This is a genomic window from Pseudoxanthomonas suwonensis J47, assembly GCF_000513955.1.
Classification (GTDB): domain Bacteria; phylum Pseudomonadota; class Gammaproteobacteria; order Xanthomonadales; family Xanthomonadaceae; genus Pseudoxanthomonas; species Pseudoxanthomonas suwonensis_C.
Genome location: NZ_AZUZ01000026.1, coordinates 24295 through 38473 on the forward strand (window position 1 = coordinate 24295; position 14179 = coordinate 38473).

Annotated in this window: 13 protein-coding genes; 4 read left to right on the forward strand and 9 right to left on the reverse strand. The window is 72.7% G+C overall.

From position 1 onward, the window contains the following. Nucleotide 1: 1 nt before the first annotated feature. From M503_RS16025 to M503_RS0108460, 6 genes are all read right to left on the reverse strand, one after another. A complete protein-coding gene (locus M503_RS16025; protein ID WP_081720987.1) occupies nt 2-976 on the reverse strand; it encodes a hypothetical protein in 975 nt (324 codons plus the stop codon). Between the two features lie 220 nt (nt 977-1196). After that, entirely contained in the window at nt 1197-1919 is a 723-nt protein-coding gene (pyrF, locus tag M503_RS0108440; RefSeq protein ID WP_028920208.1) for an orotidine-5'-phosphate decarboxylase, read from the reverse strand. Then, entirely contained in the window at nt 1916-2806 is an 891-nt protein-coding gene (locus tag M503_RS0108445) for a 5'-nucleotidase, lipoprotein e(P4) family (protein ID WP_028920209.1), read from the reverse strand. Before M503_RS0108445 ends, pyrF begins: the two co-directional genes overlap by 4 nt. A 74-nt stretch (nt 2807-2880) precedes the next feature. Next, nucleotides 2881-3417, reverse strand: coding sequence for a DinB family protein (locus tag M503_RS0108450; RefSeq protein WP_028920210.1), 537 nt, complete (start codon nt 3415-3417; stop codon nt 2881-2883). A 2-nt stretch (nt 3418-3419) separates the two neighbouring features. Next, nucleotides 3420-3935: a GNAT family N-acetyltransferase gene (locus tag M503_RS16030; protein ID WP_051414420.1), complete on the reverse strand. Its 516-nt coding sequence runs from the start codon at nt 3933-3935 to the stop codon at nt 3420-3422. 2 nt (nt 3936-3937) lie between these two features. Beyond that, the gene (locus M503_RS0108460) at nt 3938-5911 is read right to left on the reverse strand and encodes a UvrD-helicase domain-containing protein (protein ID WP_028920211.1); all 1974 of its coding nucleotides are present in this window, start codon (nt 5909-5911) and stop codon (nt 3938-3940) included. 220 nt (nt 5912-6131) lie between these two features. Here M503_RS0108460 and M503_RS16035 point away from each other — a divergent pair, with 220 nt between their 5' ends. From M503_RS16035 to M503_RS0108480, 4 genes are all read left to right on the forward strand, one after another. Further along, nucleotides 6132-6875 carry an SEL1-like repeat protein gene (locus M503_RS16035; protein WP_051414423.1) on the forward strand — a complete coding sequence of 248 codons (744 nt, stop codon included), beginning with the start codon at nt 6132-6134 and terminating at the stop codon, nt 6873-6875. After that, on the forward strand, nt 6872-7690 hold the full coding sequence (locus tag M503_RS16040; RefSeq protein WP_051414426.1) for a tetratricopeptide repeat protein: 819 nt from the start codon (nt 6872-6874) through the stop codon (nt 7688-7690). The genes M503_RS16035 and M503_RS16040 overlap by 4 nt, the downstream gene beginning before the upstream one ends. Nucleotides 7691-7847: 157 nt before the next feature. Continuing rightward, nucleotides 7848-8591 (forward strand): sel1 repeat family protein, encoded by a 744-nt coding sequence (locus M503_RS0108475; protein ID WP_155952006.1) that lies wholly within the window; start codon nt 7848-7850, stop codon nt 8589-8591. 70 nt (nt 8592-8661) lie between these two features. Next, the gene (locus tag M503_RS0108480) at nt 8662-9282 is read left to right on the forward strand and encodes a thymidine kinase (protein ID WP_024869184.1); all 621 of its coding nucleotides are present in this window, start codon (nt 8662-8664) and stop codon (nt 9280-9282) included. 39 nt (nt 9283-9321) lie between these two features. Here M503_RS0108480 and M503_RS0108485 read toward each other — a convergent pair whose 3' ends face one another. The 3 genes from M503_RS0108485 to M503_RS0108495 form a co-directional block, all read right to left on the reverse strand. After that, the gene (locus M503_RS0108485) at nt 9322-9561 is read right to left on the reverse strand and encodes a hypothetical protein (protein WP_028920213.1); all 240 of its coding nucleotides are present in this window, start codon (nt 9559-9561) and stop codon (nt 9322-9324) included. A 130-nt stretch (nt 9562-9691) separates the two neighbouring features. Continuing rightward, nucleotides 9692-11281, reverse strand: coding sequence for a glucan biosynthesis protein (locus M503_RS0108490; RefSeq protein WP_028920214.1), 1590 nt, complete (start codon nt 11279-11281; stop codon nt 9692-9694). Nucleotides 11282-11327: 46 nt separating this feature from the next. Continuing rightward, nucleotides 11328-14174 carry a protein kinase domain-containing protein gene (locus M503_RS0108495; protein WP_028920215.1) on the reverse strand — a complete coding sequence of 949 codons (2847 nt, stop codon included), beginning with the start codon at nt 14172-14174 and terminating at the stop codon, nt 11328-11330. Between the last annotated feature and the right edge of the window lie 5 nt (nt 14175-14179).

The window sequence follows — 14179 nt, forward strand, 5'->3', positions numbered from 1 at the left end:
ATTATCGCCCAGCGGCCGGTCCGTCCGGTGGCTGGGCCGGCGGCGGGGCCGGCAGGCCGGGCAGGGCCGGGGCCCCGGTGGCAGGCGCGCCGGCCGGTTCGGCCAGCAGCGAGGCGGCGTGTTCAAGGTAGTCGGTCAGGTACCAGCGGCCGTTGCGGCGGGTCAGGCTGACCGTGGTGTCGATCTCGGCGCCGGCCAGCGGATAGTGCACGCGCACCTTGGCGTGGTCGCCGTCCTCCTCGACCAGGCCGGTGCGCAGGTCGGCCAGGCTCTGGTCCAGGTCCAGGCCGTAGTCGGCCAGCACTTCCTTGAGCGCGGCGGCGAACGGTCCGAGCCGGCGCAGGCTTTCCTCCATGCCGGCCGCGGCCAGCGCCTCGTCGCCGGGCAGGCCGGTGGCGCGGGCGGCGGCGGCGAGGCGGTCGATGGCGGCATGGCCGCGGTCGCGGCTGCCCAGCGGCGCGGTGGTCGACCACGCCGACAGGGCCGCCACCACCTGCACGTAGTGGGCGCGTTCCTCGTCGCTGTAGTCGCCCTGGGTCCTGATGTACTGGGTGCCGAACAGGGCCAGGCTGCGGGCGGCGTCGCGCAGGGCGGCGTCCTGGCCGGCGAGCTGGCGGTCGAAGGCCTGGCGCAGCTCCTGCTCCGAACCGGGCACCGACAGGGCCGCCAGCATCGGCCCGACCTGCTCGTCCAGCGGCAGCTCGGTCAGTGGCCAGCGGCTGCGGCCTTCGGCCCAGGCCTCGGCCAGGCGGGCGTGCTCCTCTGCCGGCAGCGCGTCGCGGGCGAAGGCCTGCAGGTCGTTGCGGCGCACGTGCTCGGCCAGCAGCCGCACCGCGCCGGCGGGCTCGCTGGCCGCGCCGGGGAGTTCGTCCGGGACCGGTTCGCGTCCGCACGCCCCGAGCAGCAGCGCCAGCAGCAACGGCGGAGCCCACGACATGGCAGCGTGCCGGTGGTGCAGGCGGTGCGGTCGCGACATGGGTGGCCTCCGGTGGTCCGCGCCGAGTGTGGCGGGAGCCGGCGGGCCCCGGCAAGGCGCCGGGCAATAAAAAAGGGAGGCCCGAAGCCTCCCTCAAGCCGGCCAGGGGCCGGTGGACATCGTGTTGTGGCACGGTTCCGGCACTGCCGGACGGCGGCCATCCTAGCGCTGCCGCGAACCTTCGGCAACACTTGAAGTTCCACAATGTAACTGTTTGATCCTAAACGCCAAGAGCCTGGGCGATCTCGCGCTGGATCGCCGCCGCCGCCGCCGCCGGGTCCGGTGCCTGGCGGATCGGGCGGCCGACCACGATGGCATCGGCGCCGTCGCGGAAGGCCTGGGCGACGCCGACGCTGCGCTTCTGGTCGTCGCCGGCCGGGCCGCCGGGGCGGATGCCGGGGCAGACGATGGAGAAGCCCGGGCCGGTGGCCGCGCGGATCGGCGCGGCCTCGAGGCCCGAGGCGATCACGCCGTCGATGCCGGCGGCCTGCGCAGCGAGCGCACGTTCGACGACGATATTTTCCGGTTCGCCGGAGATGCCCATCGAACGCAGGTCGTTGCCGTCCATCGAGGTCAGCACGGTCACCGCCAGCAGGCGCATGTCGCCGGTGTTGGCCTCGGCGGCGGCCTGCATCATCGCCGGGTGCCAGCCGTGGATCGTGCAGTAGCTGACCGGCCAGCGGCCGAGGCCGCGGACGACCCCGGCCACGGTGGCCGGGATGTCGAAGAACTTCAGGTCGACGAACACGCGCTTGTCGCGCGCGGCCAGCTCGTCCAGCACCTGGAAGTACTCGCCCGAGGCCAGCAGCTCCATGCCGATCTTGTAGAAACGCACCGAGTCGCCGAGGCGGTCGATCCACTCCAGCGCCTGGACGCGGCCGGGCACGTCCAGGGCGAAGATCAGGCGCTCTTCCGGCGCCAGCGGCAGCGGCGGGCGGCTCATGGCGCCACGTCCAGGGCGGCACGCTTGGCCGCGCGGCGGGTTTCGCGGGACTGCTTCCAGCTGTTGCCGAACGCCGCCGGCTCCCAGCTGCCGTAGGTCGGGTTGGGCAGCATCCACCAGCGCTCGCCGAACCAGTCGTCGTACTCCTCCAGCAGGCGCTGGCGGCCCTCGAAGGTGTTGGCGTCGATGTGGACGAAGTCGCCGAGCTGGTCGCCGAACTGCATCAGCACCCGGTACTGGCGCCCGGCCAGGCGGCGCCGGCAGTCCTTCTCGCTGCCGTGCTGCTCGCAGCCTTCCACCACCGTGCCCAGGCCCAGGAACACGCTGTCGTCGGCGACCGGCAGGCCGACCGCGCGCAGGTTGTCGAGGGTTGCCTGCTTCAGGTGCACGGCGCGGTTGGAGATGTAGACCATGGTGATGCCGCGCTCGCTGGCGGCGCGGGCGAACTCGAGCACCCCCGGCACCGGTTTCGCCTTGCGCTCCTCGACCCAGGCGTCCCAGGTCGGATCGCTGTACTCGAGGCCGTCGCGGACCAGGCGCGCCTGGTAGGGCGAGTTGTCCAGCACGGTCTCGTCGATGTCCAGGACCACTGCCGGCTTGAGGCCGTGGCCGGCGTTGTCGCGCTCGGACGGGACCAGCGCGTCCCAGTGCGGTTCGGCCAGGGCGCGGTCCAGCAGCGCCGCGGCGGCACGGTAGGTCTGCGTGGCGGCGGCCTGGTATTCGGCCGTGCGCTGCACCCACAGCACCGCGTTGAGGTTGTCGTCGGCCGGGACGGCCGCTTCGGCGGTCGCGGCCACCGGGGTGGCGGCCGGGGCGGCCGGGCGCACGGGCTGGCAGGCGGCCAGCAGGGCCACGGCCAGCGCGGCGCAGGACAGGGGAAGACGCATGGAGCGCGGTCTCGCGGGAGTTACGAAGGCCCGCAAGTTTACCGGGTCGGGCGGCCGGGACCGCGCCGGCGCGCTCACGGCGCGGTGGGGATCCGCAGCAGCAGGTCGGTCGGACCCACGTCCACGCCGGCCTGGCTGAACAGCGTGGTGGCCTGGCCACGGTGGTGGGTCTGGTGGTTGAAGAAGTGCAGCAGCAGGTGCGCCAGGCGCTTGCGGTGGGGATCGCCGCGCATCGTGGCGTAGGCGATGGTGCGGTCGAGGTCGGCCGCGTCGAGCTGGCCGATCCAGTCGACGATCAGCGCGTCCAGCGCCTGGCGGCGGTTCCACCACGCCGCCAGGTCGGGGCAGGGCCGGGCATCGAGGCTGGCCGGCATCGGCTCGCCGCGCATCGGCCGCAGCGCGCTCCAGCAGTCGGCTTCGTCGGCGGCGGCGAAGCGCTTGAGCCAGATGGTGTCGGCCACGACCAGGTGGTTGAGGGTGCCGAGGATCGAGTCGAAGAACGCGCCGCGCGGCGCCGCCAGTTCCTCCGCCGGCATGCCGGAGGCGGCGCGGTGCAGGTTGCCGTTCATCCACTGGTTGTAGCCGGCGTGCAGGACGAAATGGTCGAGCATGGTCAGCCTCCGGGCGTTTCGAACAACAGCAGCGGATCGTCGGAATGTGGGGCGAGGACGGTGCCGGCCTCGCGCATCCCCAGCCTCCGCAACAGGCCGGTGGAACGTTCATTGTCCGGCGAGACGATGGCCAGCACCCGGCCGATGCCGCACGCGCGCGCATCCTCCAGCATCGCTTCGGCTGCCTCGCGGGCATAGCCCTGGCCGTACCAGGCCGGCAGGTAGGCGAAGCCGAGGTCCGGCGCCGGCAGCCAGTCGCGCTGCAGCAGGCCGCAGATGCCGATCGCGGTGCCGGTCCCGCGCAGCTCCACCGCGTGCAGGCCGGAGCCGTCGCGCGCGTAGCTGGCCAGCGGACCGCTGCGCAGCCAGCCGTTGGCCTGGTGCTCGTCGCGCGCGCCGCGGTCGCCGATGTGGCGCAGGAAATCCGGCTGGTTGAGCAGCTCGACGATGAAGCCGGCATCGGCCGGGGTGAGCCGGCGGATCCGCAGGCGCGGGGTGAGCCGTTCCGCGCCGTCCATGCTCAATCCCCCAGCAGCGCCTGGATCGCGGCGAAGCCGGCGTTGGCGCGCTCCTTCTTCGCCACCGCGTCGGCCACCGGATCGGCGCCGTCGCGCTGCAGTTCGCCGGCCGGCAGCTCGTCGAGGAAACGGCTGGGCTTGAGCCGCACCTTCTCGCGGAAGCGCCTGGTCTCGCGGCTGTAGCTGAGCCACAGACGCTGCTTGGCGCGGGTGATGCCGACGTACATCAGCCGGCGCTCCTCCTCCAGCGAGCCTTCCTCCAGCGCCGCGTCGTGCGGCAGGGTGCCGTCCTCGCAGCCGATGATGAAGACGTAGCCGAACTCCAGGCCCTTGGCCGCGTGCAGGCTCATCAGCCGCACCTGGTTGCCGCCATCGTCCTTGTCGTTGCGCGAGAGCAGGGCCAGCTGCGCGGCCAGGTCGCCGGCGCTGGCGCCGCGCGGGCCGCCCTCGAACCACTCGGCCAGTTCGTCCAGGTTGGCCTTGCGGCGCTGGAACGAGGCCTCGTCCTTGCACTGCGCGCGCAGCTCGGTGAGCAGGCCGGACTTCTCGGCCAGGCGCCGCACCAGGTCGGCCGCGCTCAGCTTCGTCGCGTGCTCGCGCAGGTCGGCGATGGCGTCGTTGAACGCGCCCAGGCCGTTGGCCGCGCGCGGCGGCAGCTGCGCCAGCGCGCCCATCGACTGCGCCGCGCGGGACAGCGGCATGTGCTTGCTCGAGGCCAGCTCGGCCAGCCGCGCCAGCGAGGTCGCGCCCACTTCGCGCTTGGGCGACTGCACCGCGCGCAGGAAGGCCGCGTCGTCGTCCGGGTTGGCGATCACCCGCAGCCAGGACAGCGCGTCCTTCACTTCCTGGCGTTCAAGGAAGGCGGTGCCGCCGGTGAGGTGGTAGGGGATGCGCAGCAGCTGCAGCGCCTTTTCCAGCGGCCGCGACTGGTGGTTGCTGCGGAACAGGATGCAGAAGTCGTTCCACGGCACCTGCTTGGCCTCGTGCAGGAACGAGATCTCGGCGGCGACCTTCTCCGCCTCGTGTTCGTTGTCGCGGCACTCCCACACGCGGATGCGCTCGCCATCGGCCTGCTCGGACCACAGCGTCTTCAGGTGCTTGTGCGGGTTGCGCGCGATCAGCGCGTTGGCCGCGCGCAGCACGCGGTTGGAGCAGCGGTAGTTCTGCTCCAGCTTGATGACCTGCAGGCCGGGGTAGTCCCGCGCCATCTGGTCGAGGTTTTCCGGGTTGGCGCCGCGCCAGGCGTAGATGCTCTGGTCGTCGTCGCCCACGCAGGTGAAGTTGCCCTTCGGCCCGGCGATGGCCTTCAGCAGCCGGTACTGGGCGTCGTTGGTGTCCTGGCATTCGTCGACCAGCAGGTAGCCGATGCGCTCGCGCCAGGCGGCGACGATCTCCGGGTTCTCCTCGAGGATCTGCACCGGCAGGCGGATCAGGTCGTCGAAGTCGACCGCGTTGAACGCGGCCAGCCGCGCCTGGTAGCGCGCGTACAGCTTCGCCGCCTCCATCTCGCGGGTGGAGCGGGCCAGGGCCAGCGCCTGCTCCGGCGACAGGCCGGAGTTCTTGGCGCGCGAGATCAGGTTCTTCGCGTCCTCGACCGCGTCGGGCTTGGCGCCGGGCATCAGGTCCTTGACCTGGGCGGCGCTGTCGTCGGCGTCGAAGATCGAGAAGCCACGCTTGAGCCCGGCGGCCTCGTGCTCGATCTGCAGGAACTTCAGGCCCAGGGCGTGGAAGGTGCAGATGGTCAGCTCGCCGGCGGCCTCGCCCCTGATGCGCTTGGCCACGCGCTCGCGCATTTCCTTCGCCGACTTGTTGGTGAAGGTGATCGCGGCGATGCGCCGCGCCGGATAGCGGCCGGTGCCGACCAGGTGGGCGATCTTCTCGACGATGACGCGGGTCTTGCCGCTGCCGGCGCCGGCCAGCACCAGCAGCGGGCCTTCGTCGTGCAGGACCGCGGCGCGTTGGGGAGGATTGAGCAAGGTCGCGTTGGGAATGGAGCAGGGGCCGGGCATTCTACCGCCCCGACCGGACCGGACCGGTCCGGGCGCCGGCGGGGCCATGGCCGCTGGGCTGCGACGGTCCGGCCCGCCCCGACGTATGGTTCAGGCACCTTCGCGCGGAGAACCCGACATGGACAGCCCGGCCCCGGACGCCTCCGGGATATCGCCCCTCCGGTCCCGGCTTCGCCTGGCCCTCGCCATGGCCCTGCTCACGGCCTGCGCGGCCGCCGCGGCGGCGCCTTCCGGCGCGGTGCGCCTGCTGCAATGGGAAGGCCCGGTCGACCGGCCGGTGTTTGGCAGCTACGTCGGCGAGCCGGACATCGCCCCGGAACTGCTGACCGAGGGCTTCCTCGCCGCCCACCCGGACATCCGCTGGCGCCGCGAAGGGCTGCACGCCTTCCACCACAAGCGCTACGACGAGGCCCTCGACTGTTTCCGCCGCGCCGCCACCTACGCCGACAAGGCCTCGATGGCGATGCTGGCGGAGATGCACTGGGAAGGCCTGGGCGTGCCGCGCGACCGGCCCATCGCCTATGCCTGGATGGACCTGGCCGCCGAGCGCATGTATCCGAACTTCACCATCCTGCGCGAGCGCTACTGGCGCGAGCTGTCGAAGGAGGAGCAGGAGGCGGCGATCGAGCGCGGCCAGGCGCTGCTGGCCGAGTTCGGCGACGCGGCGGCCAGGCCGCGGCTGGAGCGGATCCTGCGCACGGAAGGGCGCAAGGTCACCGGGAGCCGCACCGGCTCGGTCGGCTTCGTCCGGATCGTGCCGATGACCGGGCCGATGGCCGGCAAGGGCCAGGTGATGCGCGCCGACGACTACTACCGCCGCGACTACTGGGATCCGCAGCGCTACTGGGCCTGGCAGGACGAGGTGTGGAAGGCGCCGCGCAAGGAGAACGTCGACGTGGGCGACGTCGAGCAGGTGCCGGCGAAGCCATGAGCCGGGACGCGCCCGCGCCCGCGACGAAACGCGCGCCGCGCCGGCGCCGCGCGCAGGCCTGGCGGGCGCTCCGGCTGCTGGCGTTGCCGCTGCCGCTGCTGGCGGGCGAGCTGCCGTCGCGCTGGCATTCCGCGGCTTTCACCGCGGTGCCGGACGCGGTGATCGCGCCCGAAGCCGCGCAGGCCCAGGGCGACCTGCAGGGCGACGAACCGCTGGCCCGGTACCTGGTCCTGCGCTTCATGCAGGGCCATCCGGACCTGTTCTGGCGCCTGCGCGGGCGGGGCTATCTGGAACAGGGCGACTACGCCCGCGCCCGCGAATGCTTCGAGCGCGCCGCCAGCTTCGCCGACAAGCCCTCGCAGGCGATGCTCGGCGAGATGTACTGGAACGGCCAGGGCGTGGCCGTGGACCGCGCGCTGGGCTACGCCTGGATGGACCTGGCCGCCGAACGCATGTACGAGGACTTCCTGCTGCTGCGCGAGCGCTACTGGTCGCAGCTCGACGCGGTCGCGCGCGACGAAGCCCTGGCCCGTGGCCAGCCGCTGCTGCGCCGCTATGGCGACGACAAGGCCAGGCCGCGCCTGGCCAAGGCGATGAAGCGGATGCGCCCGCGCGGCATCGACGCCGCCGGCTTCTTCGGCAACCTGCCGATCCTGCCCTCGGTCGATGGCCAGCCCGGGACGATCACCCTGCGCGGCAGCGAGTACTTCGACGACACCTACTGGGAACCGGAGGCGTACTTCGCCTGGCAGGACGCGGCCTGGGGGCGCCGCCACGCCGAGGCCACGGCTCCGGCGCCGCCGCCGGGGGAGTGAGTGGGGCGGGCGCCGGGCGTGCACGGCGCCCGGGCCTGTTGCAGACTGCCTGTGGCCGCGGCGCACCGGGGACTGGCGGGCGCCGGCGGCAGGATCCGCGCGCCGGAGGGGACGGCAAGCCGCGCGGCAAGGAGCGGTTCGACAAGGAGGAACGGGAATGGACGTACGTCGGAAGTCCCGCACGCGCGTGTCGCGCGGGATCGTGTCGCTGTTGCTTGCAATGCTGCCGGCCGCCTCGCTGCAGGCCGAGCCGTCGATGGCGGAGCGCCGCTTCGCCGAACTGTCCGGGATCGCCGGGTTCCAGGCCTACCACCCCGACCTGCGCTTCCGCCAGCTGGGGCTGGGCGCCTACGCCGAGGGCAACCACGAGGAGGCGCTGCGCCGCTTCCTGCGCGCGGCGCGTTTCGCCGACAAGCCCTCGCAGGCGATGGTGGCCGAGGCCTACTGGCATGGCCGCGGGGTCGAGGTCGACCGCGCCCTGGCCTACGTGTGGATGGACCTGGCCGCCGAGCGCGGCTACCCGGATTTCATCCAGTTCCGCGAGCGCTACTGGCAGGAGCTGACCGACGCCGAGCGCGAGCGCGCGCTGGCGATCGGCCCGGCCGTGTTCGACGAATACGCCGACGAGGTGGCGCAGCCGCGCATGGCCGCCTGGCTGCTGCGCGGCCGCTCGAAGGCCACCGGCAGCCGCACCGGTTTCGTCGGTTCGCTGGTGGTGCAGGTGATGGACGACAACGCCCCCGGCGGAGTGCGCACCTACAACGGCCGCGACTATTACGCCACCGAGTACTGGAAGCCGCGCGACTACTGGCGCCTGCAGGACGAGATCTGGCGCGCGCCGGTGCGCGAACGGGTGGAGGTCGGCGATCCGGCGACGGTGCAGGCCCCGGCGGCGGAATAGGTCGCGGCAGCACCAGGGCTTCCGCCACCGCGGTGTGGGTGGCGGAAGCGTCTGGCCGTAGAATCCGCCGATGGCCAAGCTCTACTTCTACTACTCGGCGATGAACGCCGGGAAGACCACCACCCTGCTGCAGTCCGCGTACAACTACCAGGAACGCGGCATGCGCACCCTGATCCTCACCCCGCGCTTCGACGACCGCGGCGGCCGCGGCGGGGTGGTCGCCTCGCGCATCGGCCTGCGCGCCGAAGGCACGCCGTTCGACCGCGACACCGACCTGGAGCGGCTGGTCGAATCGGACCTGCTCGCCCACGGCAAGCTCGGCTGCGTGCTGGTGGACGAGGCGCAGTTCCTCAGCCGCAGCCAGGTCTGGCAGCTGAGCGAGGTGGTCGACCGCCTGCGCATCCCGGTGCTCTGTTACGGCCTGCGCACCGACTTCCGCGGCGAACTGTTCGAGGGCAGCCAGTACCTGCTGGCCTGGGCCGACGAGCTGGAGGAGATCAAGACGATCTGCCACAGCGGCAAGAAGGCGACGATGAACGTGCGCGTCGACGCGCAGGGCCGCGCCGTGCAGGATGGCCCGCAGGTGGAGATCGGCGGCAACGAGCGCTACGTCTCGGTGAGCCGCCAGGAGTTCAAGAAGGTCATGCGCGGCGAAGGCACGATCGAGCCGCTGCAGGCGCCGCTGCTCTAGCGCGACGGATGCCAGGAACCGGGCAGGCCGGGCGCGGCGTCAGGCCGGCCCGTGAGCCTTCTTCGGCAGGGCCAGGCGCCCGGTGAGCGCGTACCTGCCGAACAGGTAGATCCCGTAAAGCGCGCCGATGGCCATCGCCACCGTCGTGGCTTCCACCGTCCCTTCCGACAGGAACCGCAGGACGCCCTGGGCGATCGCCCAGATCCCACCCAGGGCCAGCACGCCGCTGGCGATGCGGGTCATGATGCGTGCGTCGGCGACTTCGTTCTCGTGCTTCATGCAGCCATCCTGTGCTGGTCATGGGAGATCGACCCGTGCGCGGAACCGGCCGCGGCGAGCCCTCCCGGAATCTACGTGCGCCCGGCCCGCGACGGAAGAGGAGGCACCTTCGGCGCAGCCCGGCAGCTGCTCAGTACAGCACCCGCTCGCCCGGCGGCGGCGGATTCCACTGGTACAGCCAGGTCTCGGTGAGCGCGCGGCCTTCGTGGCGCAGGTACAGGCGCAGGTCGATCTGGGTGGTGGACTCGTCCGGCGGGACCACGTCGAACATTGCCCGGTAGCCTTCGATCGCGTGCAGCGGCCGTGCCGAGACCGTCTCCAGGGTGCCGCGGCTGCTTTCCACCACCGCCTCGACGGTGGCGTTGCGCCTGCCCAGTTCCGCCAGCTCGCCGCCGGCGAAATCCACGGCGAAGCGCCAGGAGAACCGCTCGCGCTTCCTGCCGATCACCCCGCCCAGGCCGGTGCGGGTGGCCATGGTCTTCGCCAGCGCCGGCTGTACCGGCGGCTGCTCGCCCCAGAACAGGCGGTAGCCGAACAGCAGCTCCTGGCCCGGCTGCGGCTTCGCTTCCGGGTTCCAGAACGCGACGATGTTGTCGAAGGTCTCGTCGACGGTGGGGATCTCCACCAGCTGCACCGAACCGCGGCCCCAGCCGTGCTTGGGTTCCACCCACAGGCTCGGGCGCTTCTCGTAGAACACGCCGTCGTCCTGGTAATGGTCGAAGTCGCGATCACGCTGCAGCAGGCCGAAGCCGCGCGGGTTGTCGTCGGCGAAGGCGTTGAAGCGCAGCTGCGCCGGGTTGCCCAGCGGCCGCCAGATCCATTCGCCGTTGCCGGTGTGCATGGCCAGGCCGTCGCTGTCGTGGATCTCCGCGCGCCAGTCCCAGTCCATGCGCCGGTCGTTTTCGCCGACCTGGAACATGCTCGTCGCCGGGGCGATGCCGAGGCGTTCGATTTGCCTGCGCGGGTACAGCGCCGCGTCCACGTCCATCAGCAGGGGCTCGCCCTTCGTGATCGCGAAGCGGTAGGCGCCGGCGACGCTGGGCGAATCCAGCAGCGCGTACACCACCACCGTTTCCGAAGCCGGCGCCGGGCGCTCCAGCCAGAAGGCGACGAAATCGGGGAATTCCTCCGGCCGCGGCATGCCGGTGTCGATCGCCAGGCCGCGCGCCGACAGGCCGTACTGCATGCTCGAACCGACCGCGCGGAAATAGCTGGCGCCGAGGAACGCGGCCCAGTCGCGGCGCACGTCGTCCGGCGAATTGAGGCGGAAGCCGGCGAAGCCCAGGTCCTTCGGCAGGCGCTTGCCGTCCAGGCCGCTGCGGCCGTAGTCGAACATGCCAGGGTCGTAGGCCAGTTCCTGCGCCTGCCCGCCGGCGACCTCGAACATGCGCACCGGTCGCTTGAAATACAGGCCCAGGTGGAAGAACTTGGCCTGGAACTTCGAACCGGGCAGGTCGCCCCACAGCGCGTGGTCCTGGCGGAAGCCGATCGACTGGTACTGGTCCCAGTCCAGCGCGGCCACCGCTGGCGGCAGCACCTCGCTGCGCGGCACGAACGGCTGCCCGGCCAGGGCGCGGGCGTGGCCCTTGAGCCAGGCGTAGTCGAAGGGATGGCGCTGGCCGAGCGGCACCGGCGCGGCGAAGGCTTGCAGCAGCGGCAGGGGCAGGCCGGCGGCGGCGAAGGCCGCGGCGGCGCGGGTCAGGAACTGGCGTCGTTGCATGATGCGGATCGACGGCGTGGGGAGCGCGCCATCTTAAGCAATGCCCTCAGCGCGAGGCGGTGGCGCGGAGACTGCCGTTCAGCCGGCCGTCGCACGCGGCCGCCATCCGCGCCACCTCGCGCACCAGGCTGCCGCCCTCGGGCCGGGCACCGCGCAGTTCCAGGTCCAGCGCCTGCAGCTGCCGGCCGGCGGCCGGATCGCCCTCGTCGCAGGCGACCCCGGCGGCCAGGGCCCGCGCATGCCAGCGCAGCCGGGCCAGGGCCGGCTGCGCCGGCAGCTCGGCGGCGATGCGGCCCAGGCGCGAGGCGGTGCCGGCGTCCACGCCGGGACCGTCCGGCTGCACCCGGGCCAGCGCCAAGCGTGCGCGCAGGGTGCGTGGATCGTCCGGCCCGTAGCCCACGCGGGTCAGCTGCGCCGCGCGCTGCAGCCACGGCCGCGCCGCCTCGGCGTGGCCGGCTTCCAGCAGCAGTTCGCCCATGCGCCGGTCCAGGTCGCCGACCGCCGGGTGGCTGGCGCCCAGGCGCGCGGCGCGGACCTGGCGGGCCTCGGCCAGCGTCTTCCGTGCCGCGTCCAGGTCGCCGTGCGCACGCTGGGCTTCGGCCAGGTCGGCCAGGCCGTAGCCGAGCAGGTGGCGGCCGTCGGGCTGGCGCCAGATCGCCACGGCGCGGGTGAAGTTGGCCAGCGCCGCTTCGGTCTCGCCGCGCTCCAGCGCCAGCCGGCCCAGCGCCACCATGCTCAGCGCGGTCTCGCGGTGGGTCGGGCCGAGCAGCGCCTCGGTCGGTCCGTGCTGCTGCTCGAGGAGTCGTGCCGCTTCGTCCAGCCGGCCCAGCTGCATGCAAGCCAGGCCGAGCTGGCGCTGCACCGCCAGGGTGGACGGATGCCGCGGGCCATGCAGTTCCTGGGACAGCGCCAGCGCCCGGCGCAGCACCTGTTCGGCCTCGACGGCGTCCTCGCGGTCCATGTACAGCACGCCGAGGCTGCGCTGGATGTCGACCAGCAGCGGATGGCGATCGCCCAGCCGCTCGCGCAGCCGCCGCTGCGCGGCGAGGAACCGTTCGATCGCCTCGCCCGTCCGCGCCGCGTCGGCTTCCAGCGCGGCCAGGTCGATCATCGCCTCGGCCACGCCGGTGTCGTCGTCGAGCACGCCGCGGCGCAGGGCGATGGCCCGCTCGAACCACTGCCGCGCGGCGATCGGTTCGCCGAGCATGCGCCGGCAGCGGCCGTACTGGACGTAGAACTCCGCGGCCTCGCGCGCCAGCGTCTCCTGCCGGCGCTGCACCTCGGTGGCCAGCGGCTGCATCCGCGCCACGCAGTCCTGCGAACGGCTGAGCAGGCGCAGCACGCGGCCGTGCTGGCTGGCCGCATCCAGGCGCAGGCCCGCCGGCGCGCCGGGATCGCCGGCCAGCAGCGCCTGCTGGCGCTCGGACAGGGCCAGCGCCTCGCGGTAGTCGCCCAGGCCGATGTACAGCCGCGCCAGCACGCCGAGCAGTTCGGCGCGGGCGCGCGGCTGCCGTTCCAGTTCGCTCTCGCTGCGCCGCGCGCCGGCCGAGAGCAGTTCGCGCATGGCCAGGCCCTGGCTGCGCTGGGCGCCGCCGGCATGGTCGAACAGTCCCAGCACCAGGCGCTGCATCGCCTGCGCGCGCGCCGCCTCGTGCCGCGCCTCGTGCGCCTGCCACAGGGCCACGCCCAGCGCCGACAGCAGCGCCAGCACCGCCACCGAACCCAGGCCCACGCCCCAGGCATGGCGCTGCACGTACTTCTGCAGCTGGTAGCCGATCCGCGGCGGGCGCGCCTCCACCGGACGGCCTTCGAGGTGGCGCTGGATGTCGCGGGCCAGCGCCTCGACCGAGCCGTAGCGCCGCGCCGGCACCTTGTTGAGCGCCTTCAGCGCGATGTTGTCGAGGTCGCCGCGAAGGCGCCGGGCCAGCCTGCGCGCCTGCGCGGTGTCCAGCTGGCCGGTCTCGGCCAGGCGCTGCACGGCGATGGCCGGGCGCGGCGGCGACACTTCAAGGATCGCCCGCTCCCACTCGGCGTCGCTCTGCCGGCGCAGGCGGTAGGGCTTGTCGCCGACCAGCAGTTCGTACAGCACCACGCCCAGCGAATAGACGTCGGTCAGCGTGCTCACCGGTTCGCCGCGGACCTGCTCTGGCGCGGCGTAGTGCAGGGTGAACGCGCGCACCTCGGTGCGCGGATGGGCGACGTCGCCGTCCTCGCGGTCGAGCAGCTTGGCGATGCCGAAGTCGAGCAGGCGCACGTCGCCGGACGGGGTGACCAGCATGTTCGACGGCTTCAGGTCGCGGTGCACGATCAGGTTGGCGTGGGCGTGGCTGACCGCGTCGCAGACCTGCAGGAACAGGCGCAGCCGCGCTTCCACCGGCAGCGCGTGCTGGCGGCAGTAGTCGGTCAGCGGGATGCCTTCGACGTACTCGAGCACCAGGTAGGGCTGGTCGCCCTCGCCGATGCCGGCGTCGAGCAGGCGGGCGATGTTCGGGTGCTGCAGCCGCGCCAGGATCTCGCGTTCGCGGGAGAAGCGCAGGCGCAGGTTGGGATCGGCGTAGCCGGGTCGCAGCAGCTTCAGCGCCAGGCGGCGCCGGTAAAGGCCGTCGGCGCGCTCGGCCAGCCAGACCTGGCCCATGCCGCCTTCGCCGAGCAGGCGTTCGAGCCGGTAGGCGCCGAGCACGCTGCCTTCGCGCGAGGCGGGGCGCGCGTCGTGCAGCGGTTCGTGGAGGAAGTCGTCCTCCTCCTCGGCGCCCGCCAGCAGCGTTTCGAGTTCCCGGGCCAGCTCCGGGTCGGCGGCACGGTGGCGTTCGAGCTCGGCGGCGCGTTCGCCCGGCGGCAGGTCGAGCAGCGCGTCGAGCAACGGCGACAGGCGCTGCCAGCGCTCGGCGTCCATCGCCG

What these genes read in the sequence shown, in the direction of transcription:
- M503_RS16025 (WP_081720987.1), bottom strand. Translation starts at nt 976, where the DNA reads ATGTCGCGACCGCACCGCCTGCACCACCGGCACGCTGCCATGTCGTGG.
- M503_RS0108480 (WP_024869184.1), top strand. Translation starts at nt 8,662, where the DNA reads ATGGCCAAGCTCTACTTCTACTACTCGGCGATGAACGCCGGGAAGACC.
- M503_RS16040 (WP_051414426.1), top strand. Translation starts at nt 6,872, where the DNA reads ATGAGCCGGGACGCGCCCGCGCCCGCGACGAAACGCGCGCCGCGCCGG.
- M503_RS0108475 (WP_155952006.1), top strand. Translation starts at nt 7,848, where the DNA reads ATGGACGTACGTCGGAAGTCCCGCACGCGCGTGTCGCGCGGGATCGTG.
- M503_RS16030 (WP_051414420.1), bottom strand. Translation starts at nt 3,935, where the DNA reads ATGGACGGCGCGGAACGGCTCACCCCGCGCCTGCGGATCCGCCGGCTC.
- M503_RS0108495 (WP_028920215.1), bottom strand. Translation starts at nt 14,174, where the DNA reads ATGGACGCCGAGCGCTGGCAGCGCCTGTCGCCGTTGCTCGACGCGCTG.
- M503_RS0108490 (WP_028920214.1), bottom strand. Translation starts at nt 11,281, where the DNA reads ATGCAACGACGCCAGTTCCTGACCCGCGCCGCCGCGGCCTTCGCCGCC.
- M503_RS0108445 (WP_028920209.1), bottom strand. Translation starts at nt 2,806, where the DNA reads ATGCGTCTTCCCCTGTCCTGCGCCGCGCTGGCCGTGGCCCTGCTGGCC.
- M503_RS0108485 (WP_028920213.1), bottom strand. Translation starts at nt 9,561, where the DNA reads ATGAAGCACGAGAACGAAGTCGCCGACGCACGCATCATGACCCGCATC.
- M503_RS16035 (WP_051414423.1), top strand. Translation starts at nt 6,132, where the DNA reads ATGGCCCTGCTCACGGCCTGCGCGGCCGCCGCGGCGGCGCCTTCCGGC.
- pyrF (WP_028920208.1), bottom strand. Translation starts at nt 1,919, where the DNA reads ATGAGCCGCCCGCCGCTGCCGCTGGCGCCGGAAGAGCGCCTGATCTTC.
- M503_RS0108450 (WP_028920210.1), bottom strand. Translation starts at nt 3,417, where the DNA reads ATGCTCGACCATTTCGTCCTGCACGCCGGCTACAACCAGTGGATGAAC.